The organism is Streptomyces sp. NPDC052701 (assembly GCF_040678355.1).
Lineage (GTDB): Bacteria > Actinomycetota > Actinomycetes > Streptomycetales > Streptomycetaceae > Streptomyces.
Genome location: NZ_JBFATO010000012.1, coordinates 1 through 24,413, shown reverse-complemented (window position 1 = coordinate 24,413; position 24,413 = coordinate 1). Strand labels below are relative to the sequence as shown.

The window sequence follows — 24,413 nt, the reverse complement described above, 5'->3', positions numbered from 1 at the left end:
GGCCGGACCGGTCACGCCGTCGGCAGCCACCCCACCTTGCCCGCCAGCAGCGCGTATCCGACGAACGCCCCGATGTCGAGCAGCGAGTGCGCCACCACCAGGGGCCCCACCCGCCCCCAGCGGCGGTAGAGGTGGACGAACAGCACGCCCATGGCCACGTTCCCGACGAAGCCACCGACGCCCTGGTAGAGGTGGTACGAGCCGCGCAGTACGGAACTGGCCACCAGGGCGCCCCCCGGCGTCCAGCCCAGCCGGTCGAGCCTGCGCAGCAGGTAGCCGACGACGATCACCTCCTCCAGGACCGCGTTCTGGACCGCCGACAGGACCAGCACGGGGTACTTCCACCACACCTCGGGCAGCGCCTCGGGCACCACGGTGAGGTTGAAGCCGAAGCCGCGGGCGGCGAGGTAGAAGGCGATGCCGGTGCTGCCGACGACCGCGGCGATCGCGGCCCCGCGCCCGAGGTCCGGCCAGGGCCTGGTGCGGTCGAAGCCGAGGGCGCGCAGGCTCGCGCCCTCCCGGAGCAGGAAGTGCGCGACGAGCGCGACGGGCACGAGCGCCGTGGTGATCCCGAAGAGCTGCCAGGCGAGGTCGAGCCAGGGGCGGCCCGGTGCGGCGGAGGCGTTGAGGGTGGCGGCCTGGTCCTTGAGGCCGCCCGGCTCGGTGACCGATCCGACGAAGCTGATCAGCGCGGACACACCGCTGGCGCCCAGCGACAGCCCGAGCACGAGCAGCGTCTCGTCGCGCAGCGTCCGCCGCGTGAGTCGCTGCCCGGGAAACGATTCGCCCACCGGGCCCGCCTCCGCCTGCACCCTGCCTCCCCATTCACCGACCTGTGGGATCCACCGACCTGTGGGATCCACCGACCTGTCGGATCAGTATGGGGGCAGCAGGACGGCGCCCCGGCGGCGCGTCAGCCCAGCGGCACCGGCTCCGGGAGGTCCACGGGCCAGGTGTGCACCGGGTCGCCCTTGTACATCAGCTCGCGGTAGCGCCGGGTCGTGGCGGCCAGCGCGGCCTCCCGCGAGAGCCCCTTCTCCAGGGCCTGGTGGAAGGTGGCCGCCTGCCAGGTCGCGCCGTTGACCCGGCGCCGGCACCGCTCCTCGATCACGCCCAGGTACAGGTCCCGGTCGGCGGGTTCGACGCCCCACGCGTCCAGGCCGGCCTCGGCGAGCGGCAGGAGTTCGTCGCGGATCAGGGTGACGGCGTCGACCTCGGCCGTACCGCCGTGGCGGCCCCGGCGCGGCCAGGTCAGGCGGGCGTCGATGCCGTGCTTGCAGGCCGCGTCGAAGTTGGCGGCGGCGGCCTCGAAGGGCAGCCGGGTCCACACCGGCCGGGCGTCCTCGGCGAGGGCCCGGACGACGCCGTAGTAGAAGGCCGCGTTGGCGATGATGTCGACGACGGTCGGCCCGGCGGGCAGCACGCGGTTCTCCACGCGCAGGTGGGGAACGCCGTCGGCGACGCCGTAGACCGGGCGGTTCCAGCGGTAGATCGTGCCGTTGTGCAGGACGAGCTCCGCCAGCTTCGGGGCGCCGCCCCGGTCCAGCACCTCCAGGGGGTCCTCGTCGTCGCAGATCGGCAGCAGCGCCGGGAAGTAGCGCAGGTTCTCCTCGAACAGGTCGTGGGCCGAGCTGACCCAGCGCTCCCCGAACCAGGTGCGCGGCCGTACGCCCTGCGTCTGGAGCTCGGGCGGGCGCGTGTCGGTGGACTGCTGGAACAGCGGGGGCCGGGACTCGCGCCACAGCTCGCGCCCGAACAGGAACGGCGAGTTGGCGCCGACGGCGATCTGCGCGGCGGCCACCGCCTGGGCCGCGTTCCACACGTCGGCGAAGCGGTCGGGGGTGACCTGCAGGTGCAGCTGCACGGAGGTGCAGGCGGCCTCCGGCGCGATGGACTTCGACGTGCAGGTCAGGTGCTCCACACCGTCGATGTCGAGCCTGAAGTCCTCCCCGCGGGCGGCCACGATCTGGTCGTTGAGCAGGGCGTAGCGGTCGACGTCGGAGAGGTTGGAGGAGACCAGGTCGTCCCGGTCCAGCGTCGGCAGAATGCCGATCATCACGATTCCCGCGTCGACCTCTCCGGCTTTCCGGTCCGCATAGGCCAAAGAGGTGCGCAGTTCCTCGGCGAGCCGGTCGAATACCCGGCCGCCCAGCCGGTGCGGAGGGATGTTGACTTCCAGATTGAACATGGCGAGTTCTGTTTGGAAGTCCCGGCTGGCGATGCGCTCGAGGACTTGCGCGTTCAACATTTTCGGCATGCCGTCGGCGCCCGTGAGATTCAATTCGATCTCCAGGCCCACGAGGTTCTTCGGGCGGTCGAACCGCTTCTCCGCCAGCAGTCGCTCCAGCCCCGTCAGGCACTGGCGGAGCTTGTCACGATAGCGCTGGCGATCGGACAGATCGAACTGACCTGCCACGACCTTCTCCCCCATCGCTGTGTCCCTCCTTGGATGGGCGGGCCGAAGATCGGCCGTCGACGTCCCGGTCACGTGGGATGATGCCCCGCCGAAGCGATCGATAACGCCCCCGGCCGGATCCGCCGCGCGCTACGCTGTCCGTTCATGACCGGTGGCACATTCACCGGGCATGGCGCACAGCGCAGTTTCGGGCATGCGCGAACTCGTGAAAAACGCCGATGAGAATTGGCCGTCCACTCGGCGGACACTTTACGAGGTCATCGCCGCGCGCCGCATCTGGAATCGGGATGATTCCCGCGTATCGCCGACCGAATGTACCCTTGTGTTACCCGCCGGAAACGGCTAGACGAAACACAGCCTGACAGCGTGTCGTATAAACTCCGCGAACAAGGCAGAAGGTTGGCGCCCACGGTCGAAGAATCCTGCCGTCGTGGTGACGTTCGGCAGCCTCACCCTCACCTCTCGTTCCCAGACCCCGGCCCCTGCCTCTCTGACCTCTCGCGAGCAGACAGCGCCGTCCGCCACGCCCTCGCGCCACCGTGCCTTCGAATGAGAGGCGACCCACCATGCCGCTGCATGTCCCCCCGGCTCCCGCGCCCGCACTCCGTTCCGTCCTGACTGCGCTCTCCTCCCCCACCGCGGTGCGCGAGGCCCGAACTCCCTCCCTGCTCGGCGCCCAGGGACCCACCACGCCCGAGCTGCCGCTGCCTGTCCACGTCCTCGACCGCATCACCCCCGAGGGCGCCTTCGCCACCCGGCTCGCCGGCTGGCGCTTCCTGATCCGCTGCGGCGATCACGCGGTGGCCGCGGCGGAGACCATGCTGACCCCGGACGGCTGGGCCTTCTCGCACTTCTTCGAGGGCCCCTACGTCGCCTCGACCGAGCGGGCGCTGCGCCAGGCCGAGTCGGTGCCGCAGCCGTACCAGCCCCGGCTGCTGTCGGTGCCCAGCCTGTACATGCTGACGCTCTGGCTGCACGGCGACTGCACCGCGGACGCCGCCACCGGCCATCCCGCCGCCACCGACGTGCTCGTCCCGCTGGCACCCGCACCGCCCGGAATCGCGGCCCACCGTCCGCACCGGGTCGCCGACCTGCTCCCGGTACTGACCCACCGCGTCACGCCGACCCGTCTGCTCAGCTCGCCCGCCTGACGCGGCGCGCCCCGCAGCCCCTCCGTACCCCGTCGCCGCATCACGGGCGACGGGGTACGACGTCGTCTCCGGCGCTTTCGCCGCACGGGCGGCGGGACGGGCGCCCCGGGCCGTCGACACGCCCGGGGGAGCCGGAAAGAGGGACCGGCAACGGCCCGGAAGCGTCACCGCACCGACTGGACTAGCCCCATCCGGCCACCACGAACCACCCGAAGGGACAGTGCAGTTGAGGTGAACCGCCCGCGCGGGTGCTGCGTCCTCAACCTGTGAGAAGCGGTGCTGCGAAATCCCTGCGGAATGACGCCCGTGGGGCAACACTGGGTTCCGACCGACTTACACAACGGGGGACGGCCATGAACGACGCTTCGAGCCGCGGAACAGACACGACAGCCATCTCACCACACCTCACGACCGAGCGAGAGATCCCGCCCATGTGCCAGCACCAGCCACCGTGCCCCTCAGCCGACTCCGCCGACCGGGAATCCGCCCGCCTCGTGGCGCACCACCCGGAGCAGGGATGGAGCCTGCTGTGCAACGGCGTGGTCCTCTTCGAGGACACCGGTGAGCTCCTGCCGGACGGCCGGGTCATCGCCCCGCACCGTCCGCTGGACTCCAGCAGGGTGATGACCGCCGCCTGAGCACCCCGGGCGGAGCGACACCCCGCCCCAGGACATGGGGGCCGGCCGCAGGACCTCCTGCGCACCGGCCCCGACGCGTGTCCGGGTGCGGTGACGCACCGTAGCGGCCCGTGAGAGGCGGGTGCGCGGTCCGGTACGCCTTCCGGGAGGGTCCGTTTTCCGGAAGACTCCTGGAAGTTCCGCGGGATCCGTCGACGGAGGTGGGGGAAGTGGCAGCACGGGAGGCCGGCACCGAGACGGGTCCCGGCGGCCGGGGCAGGGTCACGATCACGGAGATCGCCCGACGGGCCGGGGTCTCGGTGCCGACCGTCTCCCGGGTGGTCAACGGCCGCTCCGACGTGTCGCCCTCGACCCGGGCCAGGGTCGAGGACCTGCTGCTCCGGCACGGGTACCGCAGGCGCCCCGCCGCCTCCGGCACCCGTGCGGCCCTGCTCGACCTGGTCTTCCACGACCTCGACAGTCCTTGGGCGGTGGAGATCATCCGCGGTGTGGAGGAGGTCGCCCACGCGGCCGGCGCCGGCACCGTCGTGTCGGCGCTGCACGGGCGCTCGGGCGACGCCCGCGAGTGGATGCGGAACCTGCGGGCCCGGGCCTCCGACGGCGTCGTCCTGGTCACCTCGGCCCTCGAGCCCGGGCTCCACGAGGAACTGCGGGCCCTCGGCGTCCCCCTGGTGGTCGTGGACCCGGCGGGCTCCCCGGCCCTGGACGTGCCCACCGTCGGGGCCGCCAACTGGTCGGGCGGCCTCGCGGCCACCGAGCACCTGCTGTCCCTCGGTCACCGCAGGATCGGCCTGATCGCCGGGCCACCGCGGCTGCTGTGCTCCCGCGCCCGGCACGACGGCTACCGTGCGGCGCTGGAGGGCGCCGGCATCGCGCTCGACGAGTCCCTCGTGGTCCCCGGCGACTTCCGTCCCGAGTCGGGCTTCGCCGGCTGCAACGTCCTGCTCGGCCTCCCCGAGCCGCCGACCGCCGTGTTCGCGGCCAGCGACCAGATGGCGCTCGGCGCGGTCGAGGCGCTGCGCCGGCGGGGCCTGAGGGTGCCGGAGGACATGAGCGTGGTCGGTTTCGACGACCTTCCGGAAGTGCGCTGGTCGGCCCCGCCCCTCACCACCGTCCGCCAGCCGCTCGCGGACATGGGCAAGCTCGCCGTCCGCACGGTGCTGCGCCTGGCCCGCGGCGAACGGCCGGACTCGCCGAGGGTGGAACTGGGCACGGACCTGGTGGTGCGGGCGAGCACGGCGGCCCCGAAGGACTGACCCGTTCCGGTACCCCGGGCCGGCACGGCCTCGTACGCGCACCGGTCGAACGCCGCGCCGCCCTCGACGACGTGCACGCCGACGACCCGTCCGGTGAAGCCCCCGGCCACCTGCGTGGAGGGGCAACGGCCGCCGGGCTCGGCCGGCGGGGTGCCGTCGCCGAGCGAGAAGGCCAGGGTGCCGGGCCCACCGGCCCGCAGGCCGGGCGTCCCCTGCCCCGCGGACGTCACGGTGGGCGGTACGACGGACGCCGTCCGGACCTCGACGACCAGCGTGACCGGTCCCGGCTCCACCGGGCACCGGGCGGCTCGCCGGCACACCGGACCGGCCCGGGCGATCACGCCCGTCTCGCCCCGAGCGATCTTTAGGCCGTAGGGGCGGGCCTCGTCCGGACGCACAGGCGCCCCGGCGCGCCGCCCCGGGGCCGGCGGGGCCGTGATCCGGCGCTCGGGATGCTGCCGGCGGCGGCCGGCGAAGGTGTGGCCGGGCCGGGCCGGACTGGTGCCGGTCGCGGCCGGCACCAGTCCGGCCGGGCCGGTCGCTCCACGGGCAGGAACCTCCCGGCCCGCGCCGTGGGGAGATCCGGTGCGGTGCCAGGCAGGCGGCGTCGGAGCGCCCACCCGGCGGACGCCCGGGCCGGGCACGCACGGGGTCCGCCCGACTCCGGGCGGGTGTGCGACCCGCTCAGCCCCGGGAGGATCTCCTGCCGAACGCCCGCCGCCCCGGACGCACCACCACCTGCCCGAAGCTGATCTCCCCCGCCATCTCCACCCGCAGCGCCACGGGACCGTCGCCGGCCGCCGACCGCCGTGCCTTGATCCTGGAGTAGTGGGCCACCAGCCCGTCGGTGTCCACCACGACACCCGGCCGGGTCACCAGCCGCAGGACGCCGCCGCGCATGTCCACGTCGACGGAGAGGGTGTCGTGCGTGATCACCGCCCGGGTGAAGTCGAGCGTCACCTCACCCCACTCGGAGCGGATCTCCATGCTCCGGGGCACCGCCCACCCCTCGCCGCGCCGCGTCGAGGCACCCACCTGCTCGATCCGCGCGAAGTCCTTGGTGACCGTCGCCGCGCCCGCCGGGTCCGGCAGGTCCGCCGTCAGCACGGTCAGCTCGTCCACCGTCCGGGCGGTCAGCGCGGCCTCCACCCGTTCCTCGAGCTCTTCGGCCGTCAGCCTCCCGTCCCCCGCGGCGGCGGTCAGCACGTCCACGACCCGGTCCCGGTCCGCGTGCGAGGCGCGCAGCCCGGCCGGCCCGCCCGTGCGCAGGAACTCCCCCGACATGGTCCACCCCGGCTTTCCCGGGCACGGCGTCCCCGCCCACCCGCTCGATGCTCGCGGACTAACGCTATATCGCGTCATACCCGTCGGCCAACCCCTCGCCCGCGTCCCCCTCCCACCGCCCTATCGTGACCGGCATGCACTCCTACACGATCGGCCAGGCAGCGCGGCTGCTCGGCGTGAGCCCGGACACCGCCCGCCGCTGGGCCGACGCGGGCCGGATCACCACCCACCGCGACGCGAGCGGACGGCGGCTCGTCGACGGCCGCGACCTGGCCGCCTTCTCGGTCGAACTCGCCGGGTCCGGCAACGACGAGACAGGCACCTCGTACACCTCGGCCCGCAACGCCTTCCCGGGCATCGTCACCGCGATCAAGCTCGGTGACGTCGCCGCGCAGGTCGAAATCCAGGCCGGCCCGCACCGGCTCGTCTCCCTGCTGACCCGGGAGGCCGTCGAGGAGCTCGGCCTGGAGGTCGGCATGGAGGCCACCGCCCGCGTGAAGTCGACGAACGTCCATATCGACCGCGCCTGAGCGGGAGAGAACTCCGCCGGGGACGCACATGCCCACCCCGAGATCCTCTCGTCCCGGCTCCTGCGATGCCACGGGAGGCTTCCGGCTCGCATCTGCGCCACTATGATCGGCGTATCGGAGGAGTCCCGCGGGCTCTTCCCCCGAGGACAGAGGAGCGCCCCGAGATGACCCGTTCCGCGCGCCGGACACGCCGGGCCCTTCGGACCACCGGGGTGGCGGCCGGGCTGCTGGCCCTGAGCGCCTGTTCCTCGTCCGGCCCGGGTCCGGACCCCGCCGCGTCCGGCTCCTCGGCGGCCTCGTCCGGGAAGATTTCGGGCACGGTCACCGTCTTCGCCGCCGCCTCCCTCAAGGAGAGCTTCACGGCCCTGGGCGAGCGGTTCGAGGAGGAACACCCCGGTACCGGGGTCGTCTTCAACTTCGGCGGCAGCGACACCCTCGCCGCCGGCATCACCGCGGGTGCCCCGGCCGATGTCTTCGCCGCCGCGAGCGCGCGGACGATGAGGACCGTCACGGACCGGGAAGGCGCCACCGGAGTGCCCGCCGTCTTCGCCCGCAACCGGCTGGAGATCGCCACCCTCCCGGGCAACCCCGACCGCATCACCTCCCTGAAGGATCTGGCCGGGTCCGGCCTGAAGGTGGTGCTGTGCGACAAGGAGGTGCCGTGCGGCGCCGCCGCGCGAAAGGCGCTCGACGCCGCCGGAGTGAAGCTGGCCCCGGTCTCGTACGAGCAGGACGTCAGGAGCGCCCTGACGAAGGTCGAGCTGAAGGAGGCCGACGCCGCCCTCGTGTACGGGACCGACGTGCGGGCGGCGGGTGACAAGGTGGAGGGCGTGGAGTTCCCCGAGTCGGCCGAGGCCCTCAACGACTACCCGATCGCCCGGCTGAGGAGCGCACCCAACCCCGCGGCGGCCGAGGCGTTCATCGCCCTGGTCAGGTCCGCCGAGGGCCAGAGGACGCTGGCCCGGGCCGGGTTCCTCGAGCCGTGACCCGCCCCGCCGCGACCGGCCACGGCACTTCGGCGAACGCACCCCGGCGCGCCCGCCCGGGCCGGGGCGCGCGCCTGGTCCCCGTCCCCCTGCTGCTGCCCGCGCTCGTCGGCCTCGCGTTCCTCCTGCTCCCCCTCGTCGCCCTGCTGGTGAGGACCCCGTGGAGCAGCCTGCCGGAGCAGCTGACCAGCGCGCAGGTGTGGCAGGCGCTGCGCCTGTCGCTGGTGTGCGCCACGGCGGCCACGGCGCTGAGCCTGGTCATCGGCGTTCCCCTCGCCTGGATCCTGGCCCGCGCGGACTTCCCGGGCCGCGGTCTGGTCCGCGCCCTGGTGACGCTGCCGCTGGTCCTCCCCCCGGTGGTGGGCGGGGTGGCCCTGCTGCTCGCGCTGGGCCGCAACGGCGTGATCGGGCGGTGGCTGGACGCCTGGTTCGGGATCACGCTGCCGTTCACGACGTGGGGGGTCGTCCTCGCCGAGACGTTCGTGGCGATGCCCTTCCTCGTCATCAGCGTGGAGGGCACCCTGCGAGCCGCCGACCCGCGCTACGAGGAGGCGGCCGCCACCCTGGGCGCCTCCCGCTTCACCGCGTTCCGCCGGGTGACGCTGCCGCTGATCGCGCCGGGCATCGCGGCCGGCTCCGTGCTGGCCTGGGCCCGCGCCCTCGGGGAGTTCGGCGCGACGATCACCTTCGCGGGGAACTTCCCCGGCCGTACGCAGACCATGCCGCTCGCGGTCTACCTGGCCCTGCAGAACGACCCGGCGGCGGCGATCGCCCTCAGCCTGGTGCTGCTGGCCGTGTCGATCGCCGTGCTGGCGGGCCTGAGGGACCGCTGGATGACGGCCTCATGACCGGTCCCGCCGACGGCACGGCCGCCCCCGCCGAGGCCGCGCGCGACGCCGGCCTGGACGCCCGCCTGGTCGTCGACCGCGGCCCCTTCCGTCTCGACGTGACGCTCACCGCGGCGCCGGGCGACGTCGTCGCCCTGCTCGGCCCCAACGGCGCCGGCAAGACCACCGCCCTGCGGGCGCTGGCGGGCCTGGTCCCGCTGACGGCCGGCCACCTGCGGCTGGACGGGGCGGAGCTGGACGGTACGCCGCCCGAGTCCCGCCCGGTCGGCGTCGTCTTCCAGGACTACCTGCTCTTCCCGCACCTGACCGCCCTCGACAACGTGGCCTTCGGCCCCCGCTGCCGGGGCGCCTCCAAGGCCGAGGCCCGGGCCCGGGCCGCCCGGTGGCTAGAGCGCATGGGCCTGGCCGAGTACGCCGGCGCCAAACCCCGCCGCCTCTCCGGCGGCCAGGCCCAGCGCGTGGCCCTGGCCCGCGCCCTGGCCATCCGTCCCCGGCTGCTGCTGCTGGACGAACCGCTCGCCGCCCTGGACGCCCGCACCCGCCTGGAGGTGCGCGCCCGGCTGCGCCGCCACCTGGCCGGTTTCGAGGCCGTCGCCGTCCTGGTCACACACGACCCCCTGGACGCCATGGTGCTCGCCGACCGGCTGGTCGTCGTCGAGGACGGCCGTGTCGTCCAGGAGGGCACGCCCGCCGGCATCGCCCGCCGTCCGCGTACGGACTACATCGCCCGGCTGGTCGGTCTGAACCTCTACCGGGGACGGGCCGAGGGGCACACGGTCCGGCTCGACTCGGGTCCCGCCGTCACCACCACGGAGGACCTCTCCGGCCCGGTCTTCGTGGCGTTCCCGCCGAGCGCCGTGACCCTGTTCCGGGACCGCCCCACCGGCTCCAGCGCCCGCAACCTCTGGCGCTGCGAAGTCGCCGGCCTGGAGACCCACGGCGACCAGATCCGCGTGGACCTCACCGGCGGACTGGACCTGGCCGCCGACCTCACCACCGTCGCCGCGGCCGAACTCGGCCTGTATCCGGGCGTTTCCGTGTGGGCCACGGTCAAGGCGGCGCAGACGCACGCCTACCCGGCCTGAGACACAGGGGAGGGCCCCGCCTCGCCGGCGGGGCCCTCCCCTGTCACGGACTCGGCCGTCCTCAGCCGTCGTAGGCGTCCAGCGGCGGGCAGGAGCACACGAGGTTCCGGTCGCCGAAGGCCTGGTCGATGCGGCGCACCGGCGGCCAGTACTTGTCGGCGGCCCGCACCCCGCCCGGGAAGACGGCCTCCTCGCGGCTGTACGGGTGCTTCCACTCCCCGCCGAGCGCGGCCGCGGTGTGCGGGGCGTTGCGCAGCGGGTTGTCGTCCGCGGGCCACTCGCCGGAGCCGACCTTCTCTATCTCCGCACGGATCGCGATCATCGCCTCGCAGAACCGGTCGAGTTCGGCCAGGTCCTCGGACTCGGTGGGCTCGATCATCAGCGTTCCGGCCACCGGGAACGACATCGTCGGGGCGTGGAAGCCGTAGTCGATGAGCCGCTTGGCGACGTCGTCGACGCTCACCCCGGTCGCCTTGGTGATCGGCCGCAGGTCGATGATGCACTCGTGGGCGACGAGCCCGCCGGGGCCGGTGTAGAGCACCGGGTAGTGCGGCTCCAGCCGCTTGGCGATGTAGTTGGCGCTCAGCACCGCCACCTGCGTGGCCCGCTTGAGCCCTTCGCCGCCCATGAGCCGGACGTACGCCCACGAGATCGGCAGGATCCCGGCCGAACCCCACGGCGCCGCCGAGACCGGACCGACGCCCGTCTCGGGCCCGGCCTCGGGCTGCAGCGGGTGGTTGGGCAGGTACGGCGCCAGGTGCGACCGCACGGCCACCGGGCCGACGCCGGGACCGCCGCCGCCGTGCGGGATGCAGAAGGTCTTGTGCAGGTTCAGGTGGGACACGTCGCCGCCGAAGTGCCCGGGCTTGGCCAGACCGACGAGCGCGTTGAGGTTGGCGCCGTCGACGTACACCTGGCCGCCGGCCTCGTGCACCTGCGCGCAGATCTCGGAGACGTGCTCCTCGAAGACACCGTGCGTCGACGGGTACGTGATCATCAGCACCGCCAGCTCGTCGCGGTACTGCTCGATCTTCGCCCGCAGGTCCTCCACGTCGATCTCGCCGTCCCCGGCGGTCCTCACGACGACGACCTTCATGCCCGCCATCACGGCGCTCGCGGCGTTCGTGCCGTGCGCGGAGGACGGGATCAGGCACACGGTCCGCTGCTCGTCGCCGTTGGCCCGGTGGTACCCGCGTACGGCGAGCAGGCCGGCCAGCTCGCCCTGCGACCCGGCGTTGGGCTGCAGCGACACCTTGTCGTAGCCGGTGACCTCGGCGAGACGCTCCTCCAGCTCGCGGATGAGCGTGAGGTAGCCCTGCGCCTGCTCGGCGGGGGCGAAGGGGTGCAGCTGCCCGAACTCGGGCCAGGTGACCGGCTCCATCTCGGTGGTCGCGTTGAGCTTCATGGTGCACGAGCCCAGCGGGATCATGCCGCGGTCGAGCGCGTAGTCCCGGTCGGCCAGCCTGCGCAGGTAGCGCAGCATCGCGGTCTCGGAGCGGTGCTGGTGGAAGACGGGGTGGGTCAGGTAGTCGTCGGTGCGCAGCAGCGCCTCCGGCAGCGCGTCCCCGGTGGCCGCGTCGAGCGCCTCGACGTCGCCGTCGACGCCGAACGCACTCCACACGGCGGCCAGCCGGGCCCGGGTGGTGGTCTCGTCGCAGGCGATCGAGACGTGGTCGGCGTCGACGAGCCGCAGGTTGACGCCGTTGTCCCGGGCGGCGGCCACGACCTCGGCGGCCCGGCCCCGCACGCGTACGGTCAGGGTGTCGAAGTAGGACCCGTGCACGACCTCGGCACCGCCGCCGGCGAGCCCGGCGGCGAGGATCGTGGCGTACCGGTGGGTGCGCCGCGCGATGCCCTTGAGGCCCTCCGGCCCGTGGTAGACGGCGTACATGCCGGCCATCACGGCGAGCAGCACCTGCGCGGTGCAGATGTTGCTGGTCGCCTTCTCCCGGCGGATGTGCTGCTCGCGGGTCTGCAGCGCGAGCCGGTAGGCCCGGTTGCCGTCGGCGTCGACGGAGACGCCCACGAGCCGCCCGGGCAGGCTGCGCGCCATCTTCTCCTGCACCGCCATGTATCCGGCGTGCGGTCCGCCGAAGCCCATCGGCACGCCGAACCGCTGCGTCGTCCCGACGGCGATGTCCGCACCGAGCTCACCGGGCGACTTCAGCAGCGTCAGCGCGAGCAGGTCGGCGGCGACGGTGACGAGCGCGCCCAGCTCGTGCGCCTGGTCGATCACCGGCTTGATGTCGCGTACGGCACCGGAGGCGCCCGGGTACTGGATCAGCACGCCGTTGATCTCACGCTCGGCGAGCTCGGCCGGGATGCCCTCGCCGAGGTCGGCGACGACCACCTCGACCCCGGTCGGCTCGGCCCGGGTCCGCAGCACGGCGATGGTCTGCGGCAGCGCGTCCGCGTCGACCAGGAACAGGCCCTTCTTGTTCCTGCCCATGCGCCGGGACAACGCCATCGCCTCGGCCGCGGCCGTGCCCTCGTCGAGCAGCGAGGCCCCGGAGGTCGGCAGGCCGGTGAGCTCGGCGACCATGGTCTGGAAGTTGAGCAGCGCCTCCAGCCGTCCCTGCGATATCTCCGGCTGGTACGGCGTGTAGGCCGTGTACCAGGCCGGGTTCTCCATGACGTTGCGCAGGATGACGGGCGGCGTGAAGGTGCCGTAGTACCCGAGTCCGATCATGGAGCCGAGGACCTGGTTGCGGTCGGCGAGCGCGCGCAGCTCGGCCAGCACCTCGGCCTCGCTGCGGGCGCCCGGCAGGTCCAGCGCGTCGGCGTTCTTGATCACATCCGGGACCGCGGCGGCGGTGAGCTCGTCGAGCGAGCCGTAGCCGACCTGCGCGAGCATCTTGGCCCGCGCCTCCTGGTCGGGCCCGATGTGGCGCTGCTCGAAGGGAATTGTCTGCTCGAGCTCGGAGAGCGGAGTGCGATGGGCGGTCATTGCGGAGGCCTCCTGGTCTGACGCGACCTTCGAGGGGCACCACGGCACGGGTGCCCGGACGGCCTCCCCCTCTGTCATCTCGACCTGAGAGCTTCACCGGATCGTCCGAGGACGCCCGGCTTTCACCGTCGGTGAGAGCGGAAGCCGTCGACACCCGCTCTGCTTTCCAGAGTGACCTCGTCCGTGCGGTACGTGGGCCTGAGAGATTCCGGGGAGGATTTGCTCCTTCGGCGCCTCCGATGCTGCCTGGAGGACTCTCCCGCACGGGGTCAGCAGCCGTCTGCCAGCCTACCAGCGGGGTCAACGCCCGGGCCTTCGAGTGGCCGCGTTCCCCATTCTGCCGTTTTGTAGTGCTTACGGATGAGGTGCGACCAAGTGGAGGGCCCGTGCGAACCGACATCGATCCGCGCAACCTGATCGGCCGCAAGGCATTCGACCGCAACGGAACCAGGATCGGCACCATCGACGAGGTCTACCTCGACGACGCCACCGGCGTCCCCGAATGGGCGGCCATACGGACCGGCCTGTTCAGCAGGGACGCCTTCGTGCCGCTGGAGCCCAGCGAACTGGTCGACGGCGCCCTCCACGTCCCCTTCGACCGCGCCCTCATCAAGGACGCCCCCGACTTCGGCGTCGGCCGCCACCTCTCTCCGGAGCAGGAACTCCAGCTCTACCACCACTACGGCCTGGACGTCGCCGCCGCTCCCCCGCTCCCGGACCGCGACTTCGGCAGACTCGCGGGCACGGACGAGACGGCTGCGGGATGAGGGTGCCCCGCTCCCCGGGCGTCTTCACGAACCCACCGGTCCCACACCCCCGGAGGGCGCGCCGACGGCCTCCTCCCCGCTCGCGTCCGGTCCTCGCGGCACCAGCGGCAGCGGCTCCGCCGGCTCCAGCTCCGGGTCGTCGATCCGGAACGTCCGCACCCGGCCGGGCTTCGAGTCCGGGGTCTCGAACCGCACGGTGACCCGCCCCAGCCCGCTGCCCTGCACCCACCCGTGCCCGTACGCGGCATGGCGCACGTCGTGCCCCGCGGGCCACCGCCGCTCGGCGGGCGCCTGCCGCTCCTCGACAGGCGCCGCCTCGGGCTCCTCCGCGGGAACGCCGGCCCGCTCCCCCGCCGCCTGTGCGAACAGGTCCTCCTGGGTGTAGTCGGCGAGCCCGCTGACCCCGACGCCGAGCAGCCGGACGCCCCCCGTCGTGTCCACCGAGTCCAGCAGCCGGGCCGCCGCCTCCCGGATCACCGCCGGATCGTCCGTCGGCCCGCGCAGCGTCTCGGACCGGGTCAGCGTGGAGAAGTCGTACCGCCGCACCTTCAGCACGATGGTCCGTCCCGACAGCCCGGCCCCGCGCAGCCGCCGCACGCACCGGTCGGCCAGCCGCTGCACCTCCAGCCCGACCCGCACCCGGTCGTGGATGTCCACGTCGTAGGTGTCCTCGACGGAGACCGACTTGGCCTCCCGCTCGGCCACCACGGGCCGGTCGTCGCGCGCCAGCGCCATGGCGTAGAGCCCGTGTCCGTGGGCCTTCCCCAGCAGGCGCACCAGCTCGTCCTCGCCCGCCTCGACGATCTCGTCGACGGTGGTGATCCCGGCCCGCCGCAGATGGTCGCCCGTCGCCGGTCCCACGCCCGGCAGCGTCCGCACCGGCATCGGGCCGAGCAGGGCCCGCTCGGTGCCCGGCTCGATCAGCACCAGCCCGTCGGGCTTGGCCTGCTCGGAAGCGATCTTCGCGAGCATCTTGGAGGCGGCGAGCCCGACCGATCCCGTCAGCCCCGTGGCGGCCCGGATGTCCGCCCGCAGCTTCGCGCCCGCCAGCCGCGCCGACCGCTCGTCCCAGGCCGCCCCGCCGGCCTCCAGGTCCACGAACGCCTCGTCCAGGCTCAACGGCTCCACCAACGGCGACAGCGCCCGCAGCAGCCCCATCACCCGCTCGCTGATCGACCGGTAGAACCCGAAGCGGGGCACCAGGTACGCGGCGTGCGGCGCGAGCCGCCGGGCCTGCGCCATGGGCATCGCCGAGTGCACCCCGAAGACGCGTGCCTCGTACGAGGCGGTGGCCACGACCCCGCGCGGCCCGAGCCCTCCCACGACGACGGCCTTCCCGCGCAGACTCGGCTTGGACGCCTGCTCCACCGAGGCGAAGAAGGCATCCATGTCCAGGTGCAGGATCGTGGGCGCGGTTCTCACATCCCCGATGCTGCCCTACGCCACTGACAACGCGCCGACGCGCCGCCGCCGCGGCGGCCCCGCTCAGACCGCCCGGTTGCGCCGCCGCGCCAGCTCGTCCGCCGGGTTGTGCCCGACCAGGGTCTCACCGGTGTCGATCCGCTCCCCGTGCAGCTGGGACAGCGCGTTCTCGACGTCCCGCCACACCACGCCCACGGCGATCCCGAAGATGCCCTGGCCGCCCTGGAGCAGGGCGTGGACCTCGTCGGGCGAGGTGCACTCGTAGACCGTGGCGCCGTCGCTCATCAGCGTCATCCGCTCCAGGTCGCGGAAACCGCGTTCCCTCAGGTGCTGCACCGCGGTGCGGATGTTCTGCAGCGACACACCGGTGTCGAGGAACCTCTTGACGATCTTCAGGACGACGACGTCCCGGAAGCTGTACAGACGCTGCGTCCCGGACCCGTGGGCGGGTCGCACGCTCGGCTCGACGAGCCCGGTGCGCGCCCAGTAGTCCAACTGCCGGTAGGTGATACCGGCGGCGGCACAGGCCGTGGGACCGCGGTAGCCGATCTGCTCGGACGCCATGGACGTCGTCCCTCCGCTGCTCGGCACGGCTGTCGGTCGCTGCGGAATGTGATCGGCGGCGCTGCCGTGAGGGGGGTATCCCGCGCTCGCGCGGAGCCGGGAGCCCGGGGGAGGGTACGGACCGCTCACCCCGAGACCGCGTCCGGGGGCACCCCCCGCCGTACCGTCGCCGCTGCTTCTCACGCCGACCTCCGTCCTTGACCTGCCTTCTCGACGGTAGGCAGTCACCAGGGGTGCGTCAACGATCGCCACACTCGGCACGCCGAGTGATAATCACCCTAAGAGTGGTTTCCCGTGCCCCACCGCGGGGAAAGGCTAGCCGAATGGGTTCGGCGCGGCCCGTGTGACGCTCGCACGGCCACGGGCCCGTGCGGGCATTTCCACGGTCACAGGCCGTGGGCGGCTCCGCCGCGGACCGCTTCGTCCGCCGGCCGCCCACGCGGCCCACCGGCCGGTGGCCGGCCACCGGAACGTCACTGGTTGCTGGTGCCGAAGTCCTCCGGCGAGATCTGGTCGAGGAACTCGCGGAACTTCTCCACCTCGTCCTCCTGCTCGTCGGGGATCGCGATACCGGCGTCGTCGAGCACCGTGTCGCTGCCGTAGATCGGCGTGCCGGTGCGCAGCGCCAGCGCTATGGCATCGGACGGACGGGCGCTGACCTCGACCCCGCTGGCGAACACCAGCTCCGCGTAGAAGACGCCCTCCCGCAGGTCCGTGATGCGCACTTCCGTGAGCTCCTGGCCGACGGCCTCCAGCACGTCCTTGAACAGGTCGTGGGTCAGCGGCCGTGCCGGAGCCATGCCCTGCTGGGCGAAGGCGATCGCGGTCGCCTCGCCCGGTCCGATCCAGATAGGGAGGTAGCGGTCGCCCCCCACTTCACGCAGCAGCACGATCGGTTGGTTGGAGGGCATTTCCACCCGGACACCTACGACATCGAGCTCGTTCACACAGCAACCCTAGGCCGTGCCCGGGATGTTTGGGTAGTCGAGGCCGCAACGGGCGGCCGGACCGGACCCGCGATCGGGTCCCTTCAGGGCAGCCGCACCCCGAGCGCGGTCCGCACCAGCGCCGCGTGCAGCTTCACGGTGAGTCCCGCCAGCTCCTTCGTGCGCGCCTCGGCATGCGCCCTGGTCTGCGGGTTCCGGTGCCGCTTCAGCGGAGCCACCACCTGCTCCACCAGGCCGGCCTCACGGTCGGCGGCGGCCTTCATCGCGCGCAGGTGCCGTGGCTCGATCCCGAACCGGCCCAGCTCGATGACGAGCGAGGCCACGGTCACGGCCTCCGCGTCGTACGCCCCGTCCTCCAGCGGAGCGACGAGCCCGTACGACTCCCACTCCTGCAGTTCCTGCTCACCGGCACCGGCGGCGGCAAGCAGCTCGGCCCGACCGATCCGGGCCGCCGTGGGCCCCTCGGCCGAGCCGGGCACGGCCTGCCCGTCACGCTGTCGGCCCAGAGCCGGCAACTGGACGGGCTCGCCACGCTCCATGGCCTCCAGGTGCTCGCGGATCACCTTCAGAGGCAGATAGTGGTCCCGCTGCATTCTCAGGACGTGACCGAGGCGCTCGACGTCCTCCGCACTGAACTTGCGGTACCCCGAGGGGGTGCGCTGCGGCTCGACGAGCCCTTCCGACTCCAGGAAGCGGATCTTGGAGATGGTGATGTCGGGGAACTCGTCGCGCAGCACGTTCAGCACCGTGCCGATGCTCATCAGGCCACTGTCCGGGGCGGTGGTGCCGTGCCCGGCACCACCGCTCGGTGTTCGAAGCATGGACCCTCCCTGGGGGTTCCCCCGGACGGAGTCCGGGGGAGGGTCAGTAGCCTCGCTGGCTCGCGTAGAAGACCAGCCGGTACTTGCCGATCTGCACCTCGTCACCGTTGTTCAGGGCGACCTGGTCGATCCGCTCCCGGTTGACGTACGTGCCGTTCAGGCTGCCCACGTCGGCCACCGTGAACGTGCCGTCCGGGCCGCGGCGGAACTCCACGTGCCGCCGGGAGACCGTCACGTCGTCCAGGAAGATGTCGCTCTGCGGGTGACGCCCGGCCGTGGTCAGGTCGCTGTCCAGCAGGAAGCGGCTGCCGGCGTTCGGCCCGCGGCGCACGACCAGGAGCGCGGAGCCCTGCGGCAGCGCCTCGACGGCGGCCTGCGCCTCGGGAGAGAGCGTCGGCATCGGCGTCTGGCCGGTGGCCTCGGCGTCGTAGGCCTCGAGACCGGAGATGGAGATCGTGGAGGTCGTCTCCGACGAACGCTCCGCGGGGACCCCGGCCCGCAGCGGGGCGCCGCAGTTGGAGCAGAAGCGGCTGTTCTCCGCGTTGCGGTTACCGCACCTCGTACACACCAGGGCCGACATGGACGGATCCTCCTGCGGCGGCTGCCCCGCCGGGGCGTTGGACGCGTACGGGCCGGCGGCGAACCCTCCACCCGTACCTGAGGTTGACGGTTGGCCGAAACCTATGCCGCCGGACTGCGCAGGGTCAACCGACGGCGCGCCCTGACCTCCGGAAATGCCGCCGCCCGGACCAGCCACCTGGTCCCGGAACAGCGGACGCTGACCCTCTGCGTCGGGCTGTGCGCGATGGCGAGCGGTCGCGTTGTCGCTGCCCTCTCGCGCGCTCTTGCCGAACAATTTCGCAAACAACTTCACGGGCGATTCCCCTTGACCGAAACAGACCCGCCCGTGGGGCAGGACGAACCCTGACTGAACACACTGGTCGACCCGGACATCCTCACAACGTCCGTCTCCGCCAGACAGTTTCCACCACGCACCACCCATTCGGTGCGCCGACCCCCCGCAACCTCATGCCCTTGCCGGATGTCCCCCATGCACCGCCGGTTCACCGGGAGGACGACCGAGCGTAGTCAGGCCGCTTCACCGCTCGCAAGGCGTCCACGACGATCTTGCCCGACCGCTCGACAGTGACGGTGGCCTGTTCTTTCTCGAGAGTCTGCACCACGCCTCCGGGGATGTTGAGCGCCGGCTCGAGGTCCTGCGGTTTGCCGATGACCTTGAAACGATAAGGCGCGTTGATCTTGTTCCCGTCGACGCCCACGCCGTTGCCGGAATCCGTCAGATACGTGCCGGCCACGACCCGTACGCCGTTCACCTGGATCGCCTCCGCACCCGCCGCGCGCAGCTCCTGGATCGCGTCGAGCAGCATGTCCGCCTCGACCCTCCCCCTGTCGTCCCCGATGGTCATGGTGATGCCGGGCCCCTGCGCGGCCACGGTGCCCGCCAGTATGCCCAGTTGCCGCTCCTTCTCGACCGTCTGCCGACGGGCCTCCTCGGCCTGGTCCGAGCTGTTCTCCAGTTCGTCCCGCTGCTTCTCGAGTCCCCGCTTCTCGTCTTCAAGACGTTGTGTGCGGTCGTCGAGTTCATCGAGGATCCGGACGAGATCCTCCTGGCGCGCGCCGCGCAGGGCGCTGTCATTCTCGCTGTTCGACGCCACCTGGACGGCCAGGCCGAAGCCGAGGCCGAACAGCAGCAGGGCGACGATGAGTTGGGCCCGGGTCACGCGCGGCGGCCACAGCCCCTTCACCAGTCGCTGCCGGCCGGTGAGCTGGGGCGGCTCGGTCTTCTCCTCCGGAGTCCCCGCCTGCGGAGCCCTCTTCTCCGGGGCCCCCTCCTCCGGGATTCCCGCCTCCGGCGGATCCGTCGCGGGCACCTCGTCGGGCAGCTCCTTGCGCAGCCGGTTCCCGGGTTCGGGCGTCTCGTCGTGCCGTGCGTCGTGCTCGCTCATCGGCCTCACGCCCGGAACACGTGCCGGCGGATCGCCGCGGCGTTGGAGAAGATGCGGATGCCGAGGACGACCACGACGCCGGTGGACAGCTGGGCGCCCACGCCCAGCTTGTCGCCGAGGAACACGATCAGCGCGGCCACGACCACGTTCGACAGGAACGACACCACGAAGACCTTGTCGTCGAAGATGCCGTCGAGCATGGCCCGCAGGCCACCGAAGACGGCGTCCAGCGCCGCCACGACAGCGATCGGGAGATAAGGCTCGACGGCCGCCGGAACCTCGGGCCGGACCAACAGGCCGGCCACGACTCCCACGACGAGGCCCAGTACGGCGATCACGATGTGCCCTTCTCGGTGTTCTCGGTCTTCTCGGTGTTCGGTCGTGCTGTACGTACGGTCAGACTCGGCGCGGCGGGCAGCCGGAGGTCGTCCTCCACGGAGATGCCGGTGCGGATGCCGTAGTTCTCCTGCAGGGCGTGCAGGTACAGCCCGTCGGCACTGTTCTGGAACCTGGTGCTCAGCCGCTGGCCGTCTCCCACCGCGAGCACCGTGTAGGGCGGCACCAGCGGCCGGTTGTCGACCAGTATCGCGTCACCCGCGGCCCTGATCGCGGACAGGGCCGTCAACCGCTGCCCGTTGATGGAGACGGCCTCGGCGCCCGACTCCCACAGCCCGTTGACCACGCGCTGCATGTCCCGGTCGCGCACCCGGCCGGTGTCGGAGAACCCGGAGCTCTCACGCGGGTCGCCGTCGGCACCGGTACCGGCGTCCTCGGCGTCGTCCACGACGAGCTTCACGCCGGGACCCTGCACCGCGACGGCCCCCGACAGGACGCCCACCAGTTCGGACCGGCCGCCGTCCCCGCTCTCCTCCAGCGCCTCGCGCTGCCGCGCGCTCACGTCCGCGCGCAGCTCGTCGACGCTGTCCTCCAGCTCGTCCGCCGCCTCGGTCTGCCGGTCGATGCGGTCGATCAGCTCCTCGCGCTCCTTGGCGACCACGGGTGCCGTGACCCGCGCCTGGGCCGCCCCGACGGTGACGACGAGGGCCGCGAGCACCAGGCCGGCGGCCAGACCGAGCTTCGCCCTGAGGGTCTTCGGCATGCCGCCCTCGCCCGCGGCCTTCTTCCGCGCGGCGGCCTCGGCGTATCCGTCGTCGAGGCTGTGGTCCATGACGTTGGTGATCAACGACATGGACGCGTCCGGACGCGGGGGCCGCGAAGGTGTGCTCCGAACGGGGGGTTGCTGCGGCATGCCGCACATCGTCGCATGTCGCGGCCGTCACCTCCGAACGGCCCCACCGGCGTGCCGGACAGGCCCCCTTGGGGACACTTGTCCGGCACGCACCGCACGCGTGCTGTGTCTCCTACCGGCCCGCGCTGTCCACGATGGCCGACCACTCGTCCAGCAGGGCCTGCGCGGAGGCGTCGTCGGGCCCCTCGGCCCACAGGTGGGTGACCGCCTCGGCCGGATCGGGCAGCACCATCACCCAGCGCCCGTCGGCCTCCACCACGCGCACACCGTCCGTGGTGTCCACGAAGCGGTCTCCGGCCGCTTCCACGACCCGCCGCATGACGAGCCCCTTGACGGCCCACGGAGTCGCCAGATCCCGCTTGAGGACGTGGGCCCGCGGGATGCGTGCGTCGATCTGGCTGAGCGTGAGCTGCGTCCGCGCCACCAGCCCGATGAGCCGTACGAAGGCCGCCGTGCCGTCGTAGACGCTGCTGAACTCCGGAACGATGAAGCCGCCCTTGCCGTCGCCGCCGAAGATCGTCCCCTCCTCGCCGCCGACGCGCGTCAGGTCGTCGGGGGAGGTGGTCGTCCACTCGACCTGGGTCCCGTGGTACGCCGCCACCTGCTCGGCGATCCGGGTGGTGGTCACGGGCAGCGCCACCCGGCCGCTGCGCCGCTCCGCCGCGACCAGGTCGAGCATCACGAGCAGCGCCCGGTCGTCCTCGATGATGCGCCCCTTCTCGTCGACCAGGGACAGCCGCTCACCGACGGGATCGAACCGCACGCCGAACGCGGCTCCCGAGGAGGCGACGATCTCACCGAGCCGCACCAGCCCCGCCCGCCGCATGTCGGCCGTCTCGGTGGGCCGGGACTCGTCGAGACCGGGATTGATTGTCAGCGAGTCCACGCCCAGCTTCCCGAGCAGGCTCGGCAGCACGAGTCCGGCGCTGCCGTTGGACGCGTCCACGACCACCTTCAGCCCGGACTCCGCGATCCCCGTCGTGTCGACGTTCCGCAGCAGCGACCCGGTGTACGAGTCGAAGACGCTGGCCGGGAAGTGCAGGTCACCGATCTCACCGGGGAACGCGCGCCGGTACTCCTGCCGCGCGAACACCCGGTCCAGCTTCCGCTGGCTGGCCTGCGACAGGTCGGCGCCCTGTCCGTCGAAGAACATGATGTCCACGGAGTCCGGCACGCCGGGCGTGGTCCGGATCATGATGCCGCCCGCGCTGCCCCGCGCGGTCTGCTGCCGGGCCACGGGCAGGGGCACGTTCTCCAGGTCCCGTACGTCGATGGCGCTGGCCTGCAGCGCGGAGATCACCGCCCGCTTCAGTGCCCGGGCGCCTCGGGAGTGGTCGCGGGCCGTGGTGACCGTCGCCCCCTTCTTGAGGGTGGTCGCATAGGCGCCGGCGAGACGCACCGCGAGCTCCGGTGTGATCTCCACGTTCAGGATTCCGGACACGCCGCGGGCGCCGAAGAGATGCGCCTGCCCCCGGGATTCCCAGATGACCGAGGTATTGACGAAGGCACCGGCTTCGATGGTCTTGAACGGGTAGACCCGCACATTTCCCTGAACGATCGATTCCTCACCGACGAGGCACTCGTCACCGATGACCGCGCCGTCCTCGATACGGGCCGCGCGCATGATGTCGGTGTTCTTCCCGACGACACAACCGCGCAGATTGCTGTGCGGCCCGACGTAGACGTTGTCGTGGACGACGGCCTTGTGCAGGAAGGCCCCGCTCTTCACGACGACGTTCGACCCGACCACCGTGTGCTCGCGGATCTCCGCGCCGGCCTCGACCTTCGCGTAGTCGCCGATGTAGAGGGGCCCGCGGAGAACGGCGTCCGGGTGCACCTCGGCGCCTTCCGCCACCCATACGCCCGGGGAGATCTCGAAGCCGTCGATGTCGACGTCGACCTTGCCCTCCAGGACGTCGGCCTGCGCCTTCACGTAGCTCTCGTGCGTGCCGACGTCCTCCCAGTAGCCCTCGGCGACATAGCCGTAGATCGGCTTGCCTTCCTTCATCAACTGCGGGAAGACGTCACCGGACCAGTCGACGGGCACATCGGGCTCGACGTAGTCGAAGACCTCGGGCTCCATCACGTAGATACCGGTGTTCACGGTGTCCGAGAAGACCTGCCCCCAGGTCGGCTTCTCGAGGAACCGCTCCACCTTGCCCTCTTCATCGACAATGGTGATGCCGAACTCCAGCGGATTGGGCACACGCGTCAGACAGACGGTGACCAGCGCGCCCTTTTCCTTGTGGAAATTGATCAGCTCGGTGAGGTCGAAGTCGGTCAGGGCGTCACCGGAGATGACGAGGAAGGCATCGTCCTTCAACGCCTCTTCGGCGTTCTTGACGCTTCCGGCGGTACCGAGTGGCTTCTCCTCGTGGGCATAGGTGAGCTCCATCCCGAGCTCTTCGCCGTCACCGAAGTAGTTCTTGACGAGCGAGGCCAGGAACTGGACAGTCACAACTGTTTCGTTGAGCCCATGCCTTTTGAGCAGCCGCAGCACGTGCTCCATGATCGGGCGGTTCGCCACAGGCAGGAGCGGCTTGGGCATGCTTGAGGTCATGGGGCGAAGGCGCGTGCCTTCGCCTCCGGCCATCACTACGGCCTTCATGTCGGAAGCGTCCTCCTCGAAGAGACGACGGTCTAGCCGACTTCACCTGCCCAGATTGTCCCGCACTTTTCCAGCGCGGGCCATCGGGCCGTTACGGCCACACAATGAGCGGGGTCAATCGGCCACGGTGTCCGCACGGACCAGGCGGCGGACTTGTACTACGTAGAGGACTCCTGCCCACCAGTACAGCGTTGTACCCCATCCGGCGAACGCCCATCCGAAAATAGCAGCGAGTGACGAGATCCAACCACTTCCGTCACTGAGCAGGAGCAGCGGGAAGGCATACATCAGGTTGAAGGTCGCGGCCTTCCCCAGGAAGTTCACCTGCGGCGGCGGATAGCCGTGCCGCCTGAGAATGCCCACCATCACCAGCAGGAGCAGCTCCCGCGCCAGCAGTACGGCCGTCAGCCAGAGAGGCAGAATCTCGCGCCAGGTGAGACCGACCAGGGTCGAAAGGATGTAGAGCCGGTCGGCCGCGGGATCAAGGAGCCGGCCGAGACTGCTGATCTGGTTCCACCGGCGCGCGAGCTTGCCGTCCAGGTAGTCACTGACGCCGCTCAGGGCCAGTACGAGGAGTGCCCAGCCGTCACTCTGCGGACCACCGAACTCGGGCCTGAGGATCAGCCACAGGAAGAGGGGCACACCGACGAGACGCGCCATGCTGAGGATGTTCGGGATGGTGAGGACACGGTCCGTCTGGACGCGAGTCTCCTGGACCTCCACCCGGGGGCCTCCTGTGGGAAAGGTACCGATGATGCTCCCTGACCTTACCTCAACGCAAAAAAGCTCTGGCTCTCGGGCTGCATGCCCAAGAGCCAGAGCTCTAAAAGGAGTTCGGCGGTGTCCTACTCTCCCACAGGGTCCCCCCTGCAGTACCATCGGCGCTGTAAGGCTTAGCTTCCGGGTTCGGAATGTGACCGGGCGTTT

Annotated in this window: 21 protein-coding genes, 1 rRNA gene, 1 pseudogene and 1 riboswitch; of the genes and pseudogenes, 8 read left to right on the top strand and 15 right to left on the bottom strand. The window is 71.8% G+C overall.

Annotated elements, in window-relative coordinates:
• Positions 1–11: 11 nt before the first annotated feature.
• Together AB0L29_RS15960 and AB0L29_RS15955 are read right to left on the bottom strand one after the other, a co-directional pair.
• Positions 12–812, bottom strand: a complete 801-nt coding sequence (locus AB0L29_RS15960) for a type II CAAX endopeptidase family protein (RefSeq protein ID WP_365827433.1) — start codon at positions 810–812, stop codon at positions 12–14.
• 101 nt (positions 813–913) lie between these two features.
• Entirely contained in the window at positions 914–2,431 is a 1,518-nt protein-coding gene (locus AB0L29_RS15955; RefSeq protein WP_365827431.1) for a glutamate-cysteine ligase family protein, read from the bottom strand.
• Positions 2,432–2,982: 551 nt separating this feature from the next.
• On the opposite strand from AB0L29_RS15955, the gene AB0L29_RS15950 reads away from it, so the two are divergent.
• The 3 genes from AB0L29_RS15950 to AB0L29_RS15940 all read left to right on the top strand — a co-directional run bounded on the left by AB0L29_RS15950 (position 2,983) and on the right by AB0L29_RS15940 (position 5,461).
• On the top strand, positions 2,983–3,567 hold the full coding sequence (locus AB0L29_RS15950; RefSeq protein ID WP_365827429.1) for a hypothetical protein: 585 nt from the start codon (positions 2,983–2,985) through the stop codon (positions 3,565–3,567).
• Between the two features lie 431 nt (positions 3,568–3,998).
• Positions 3,999–4,205 carry a DUF5999 family protein gene (locus AB0L29_RS15945; protein ID WP_365827427.1) on the top strand — a complete coding sequence of 69 codons (207 nt, stop codon included), beginning with the start codon at positions 3,999–4,001 and terminating at the stop codon, positions 4,203–4,205.
• 209 nt (positions 4,206–4,414) lie between these two features.
• Entirely contained in the window at positions 4,415–5,461 is a 1,047-nt protein-coding gene (locus tag AB0L29_RS15940) for a LacI family DNA-binding transcriptional regulator (RefSeq protein ID WP_365827425.1), read from the top strand.
• Between the two features lie 684 nt (positions 5,462–6,145).
• Here AB0L29_RS15940 and AB0L29_RS15935 read toward each other — a convergent pair.
• The gene (locus AB0L29_RS15935; RefSeq protein WP_365827423.1) at positions 6,146–6,745 is read right to left on the bottom strand and encodes a DUF1707 domain-containing protein; all 600 of its coding nucleotides are present in this window, start codon (positions 6,743–6,745) and stop codon (positions 6,146–6,148) included.
• A 134-nt stretch (positions 6,746–6,879) separates the two neighbouring features.
• Between AB0L29_RS15935 and AB0L29_RS15930 the strand changes: the two genes are divergently transcribed.
• The 4 genes from AB0L29_RS15930 (at position 6,880) to AB0L29_RS15915 (ending at position 10,194) form a co-directional block, all read left to right on the top strand.
• Positions 6,880–7,275 carry a helix-turn-helix transcriptional regulator gene (locus AB0L29_RS15930; RefSeq protein WP_365827421.1) on the top strand — a complete coding sequence of 132 codons (396 nt, stop codon included), beginning with the start codon at positions 6,880–6,882 and terminating at the stop codon, positions 7,273–7,275.
• 164 nt (positions 7,276–7,439) lie between these two features.
• Positions 7,440–8,261, top strand: coding sequence for a molybdate ABC transporter substrate-binding protein (gene modA, locus AB0L29_RS15925; protein WP_365827419.1), 822 nt, complete (start codon positions 7,440–7,442; stop codon positions 8,259–8,261).
• Between the two features lie 74 nt (positions 8,262–8,335).
• Positions 8,336–9,109 (top strand): ABC transporter permease, encoded by a 774-nt coding sequence (locus AB0L29_RS15920; RefSeq protein WP_365827744.1) that lies wholly within the window; start codon positions 8,336–8,338, stop codon positions 9,107–9,109.
• On the top strand, positions 9,106–10,194 hold the full coding sequence (locus tag AB0L29_RS15915; protein WP_365827417.1) for an ABC transporter ATP-binding protein: 1,089 nt from the start codon (positions 9,106–9,108) through the stop codon (positions 10,192–10,194). Before AB0L29_RS15920 ends, AB0L29_RS15915 begins: the two co-directional genes overlap by 4 nt.
• Before the next feature lie 61 nt (positions 10,195–10,255).
• Here AB0L29_RS15915 and gcvP read toward each other — a convergent pair whose 3' ends face one another.
• On the bottom strand, positions 10,256–13,141 hold the full coding sequence (gcvP, locus tag AB0L29_RS15910) for an aminomethyl-transferring glycine dehydrogenase (RefSeq protein WP_365827415.1): 2,886 nt from the start codon (positions 13,139–13,141) through the stop codon (positions 10,256–10,258).
• Positions 13,142–13,317: 176 nt separating this feature from the next.
• Positions 13,318–13,413, bottom strand: a riboswitch (glycine riboswitch).
• Positions 13,414–13,527: 114 nt separating this feature from the next.
• Here gcvP and AB0L29_RS15905 point away from each other — a divergent pair.
• The gene (locus AB0L29_RS15905) at positions 13,528–13,908 is read left to right on the top strand and encodes a PRC-barrel domain-containing protein (protein WP_365827413.1); all 381 of its coding nucleotides are present in this window, start codon (positions 13,528–13,530) and stop codon (positions 13,906–13,908) included.
• Here AB0L29_RS15905 and AB0L29_RS15900 read toward each other — a convergent pair.
• From AB0L29_RS15900 to rrf, 11 genes and pseudogenes are all read right to left on the bottom strand, one after another.
• Positions 13,821–15,330 (bottom strand): annotated as a pseudogene (locus AB0L29_RS15900) (DNA polymerase IV). The gene AB0L29_RS15905 and the pseudogene AB0L29_RS15900 sit on opposite strands and share 88 nt — an antisense overlap.
• A 63-nt stretch (positions 15,331–15,393) precedes the next feature.
• Positions 15,394–16,077 carry a MerR family transcriptional regulator gene (locus AB0L29_RS15895; RefSeq protein ID WP_365827411.1) on the bottom strand — a complete coding sequence of 228 codons (684 nt, stop codon included), beginning with the start codon at positions 16,075–16,077 and terminating at the stop codon, positions 15,394–15,396.
• A 290-nt stretch (positions 16,078–16,367) separates the two neighbouring features.
• Positions 16,368–16,841: a bifunctional nuclease family protein gene (locus tag AB0L29_RS15890; protein WP_004934251.1), complete on the bottom strand. Its 474-nt coding sequence runs from the start codon at positions 16,839–16,841 to the stop codon at positions 16,368–16,370.
• Between the two features lie 83 nt (positions 16,842–16,924).
• Positions 16,925–17,662 (bottom strand): MerR family transcriptional regulator, encoded by a 738-nt coding sequence (locus tag AB0L29_RS15885; protein WP_365827408.1) that lies wholly within the window; start codon positions 17,660–17,662, stop codon positions 16,925–16,927.
• Between the two features lie 43 nt (positions 17,663–17,705).
• The gene (locus AB0L29_RS15880; protein WP_365827406.1) at positions 17,706–18,665 is read right to left on the bottom strand and encodes an FHA domain-containing protein; all 960 of its coding nucleotides are present in this window, start codon (positions 18,663–18,665) and stop codon (positions 17,706–17,708) included.
• Positions 18,666–18,726: 61 nt separating this feature from the next.
• Positions 18,727–19,629: a DUF881 domain-containing protein gene (locus AB0L29_RS15875; RefSeq protein ID WP_365827404.1), complete on the bottom strand. Its 903-nt coding sequence runs from the start codon at positions 19,627–19,629 to the stop codon at positions 18,727–18,729.
• 5 nt (positions 19,630–19,634) lie between these two features.
• Positions 19,635–19,967 carry a small basic family protein gene (locus AB0L29_RS15870; protein ID WP_003977440.1) on the bottom strand — a complete coding sequence of 111 codons (333 nt, stop codon included), beginning with the start codon at positions 19,965–19,967 and terminating at the stop codon, positions 19,635–19,637.
• Positions 19,964–20,818 carry a DUF881 domain-containing protein gene (locus tag AB0L29_RS15865; protein WP_365827402.1) on the bottom strand — a complete coding sequence of 285 codons (855 nt, stop codon included), beginning with the start codon at positions 20,816–20,818 and terminating at the stop codon, positions 19,964–19,966. The genes AB0L29_RS15870 and AB0L29_RS15865 overlap by 4 nt, the downstream gene beginning before the upstream one ends.
• 172 nt (positions 20,819–20,990) lie before the next feature.
• On the bottom strand, positions 20,991–23,486 hold the full coding sequence (locus AB0L29_RS15860) for a mannose-1-phosphate guanyltransferase (protein WP_365827400.1): 2,496 nt from the start codon (positions 23,484–23,486) through the stop codon (positions 20,991–20,993).
• Between the two features lie 114 nt (positions 23,487–23,600).
• Positions 23,601–24,209, bottom strand: a complete 609-nt coding sequence (locus AB0L29_RS15855) for a CDP-alcohol phosphatidyltransferase family protein (RefSeq protein WP_365827398.1) — start codon at positions 24,207–24,209, stop codon at positions 23,601–23,603.
• Positions 24,210–24,318: 109 nt separating this feature from the next.
• Positions 24,319–24,413: ribosomal RNA gene (gene rrf / locus AB0L29_RS15850) — 5S ribosomal RNA — on the bottom strand; the annotation flags it as partial.

Bases quoted from the DNA above. Each gene is read 5' to 3' on its own strand.
- AB0L29_RS15880 (WP_365827406.1), bottom strand. From the start codon at position 18,665: ATGGGTGGTGCGTGGTGGAAACTGTCTGGCGGAGACGGACGTTGTGAG.
- modA (WP_365827419.1), top strand. From the start codon at position 7,440: ATGACCCGTTCCGCGCGCCGGACACGCCGGGCCCTTCGGACCACCGGG.
- AB0L29_RS15860 (WP_365827400.1), bottom strand. From the start codon at position 23,486: ATGAAGGCCGTAGTGATGGCCGGAGGCGAAGGCACGCGCCTTCGCCCC.
- AB0L29_RS15875 (WP_365827404.1), bottom strand. From the start codon at position 19,629: ATGAGCGAGCACGACGCACGGCACGACGAGACGCCCGAACCCGGGAAC.
- gcvP (WP_365827415.1), bottom strand. From the start codon at position 13,141: ATGACCGCCCATCGCACTCCGCTCTCCGAGCTCGAGCAGACAATTCCC.
- AB0L29_RS15930 (WP_365827421.1), top strand. From the start codon at position 6,880: ATGCACTCCTACACGATCGGCCAGGCAGCGCGGCTGCTCGGCGTGAGC.
- AB0L29_RS15885 (WP_365827408.1), bottom strand. From the start codon at position 17,662: ATGCTTCGAACACCGAGCGGTGGTGCCGGGCACGGCACCACCGCCCCG.
- AB0L29_RS15950 (WP_365827429.1), top strand. From the start codon at position 2,983: ATGCCGCTGCATGTCCCCCCGGCTCCCGCGCCCGCACTCCGTTCCGTC.
- AB0L29_RS15935 (WP_365827423.1), bottom strand. From the start codon at position 6,745: ATGTCGGGGGAGTTCCTGCGCACGGGCGGGCCGGCCGGGCTGCGCGCC.
- AB0L29_RS15915 (WP_365827417.1), top strand. From the start codon at position 9,106: ATGACCGGTCCCGCCGACGGCACGGCCGCCCCCGCCGAGGCCGCGCGC.
- AB0L29_RS15945 (WP_365827427.1), top strand. From the start codon at position 3,999: ATGTGCCAGCACCAGCCACCGTGCCCCTCAGCCGACTCCGCCGACCGG.
- AB0L29_RS15955 (WP_365827431.1), bottom strand. From the start codon at position 2,431: ATGGGGGAGAAGGTCGTGGCAGGTCAGTTCGATCTGTCCGATCGCCAG.
- AB0L29_RS15865 (WP_365827402.1), bottom strand. From the start codon at position 20,818: ATGTCGTTGATCACCAACGTCATGGACCACAGCCTCGACGACGGATAC.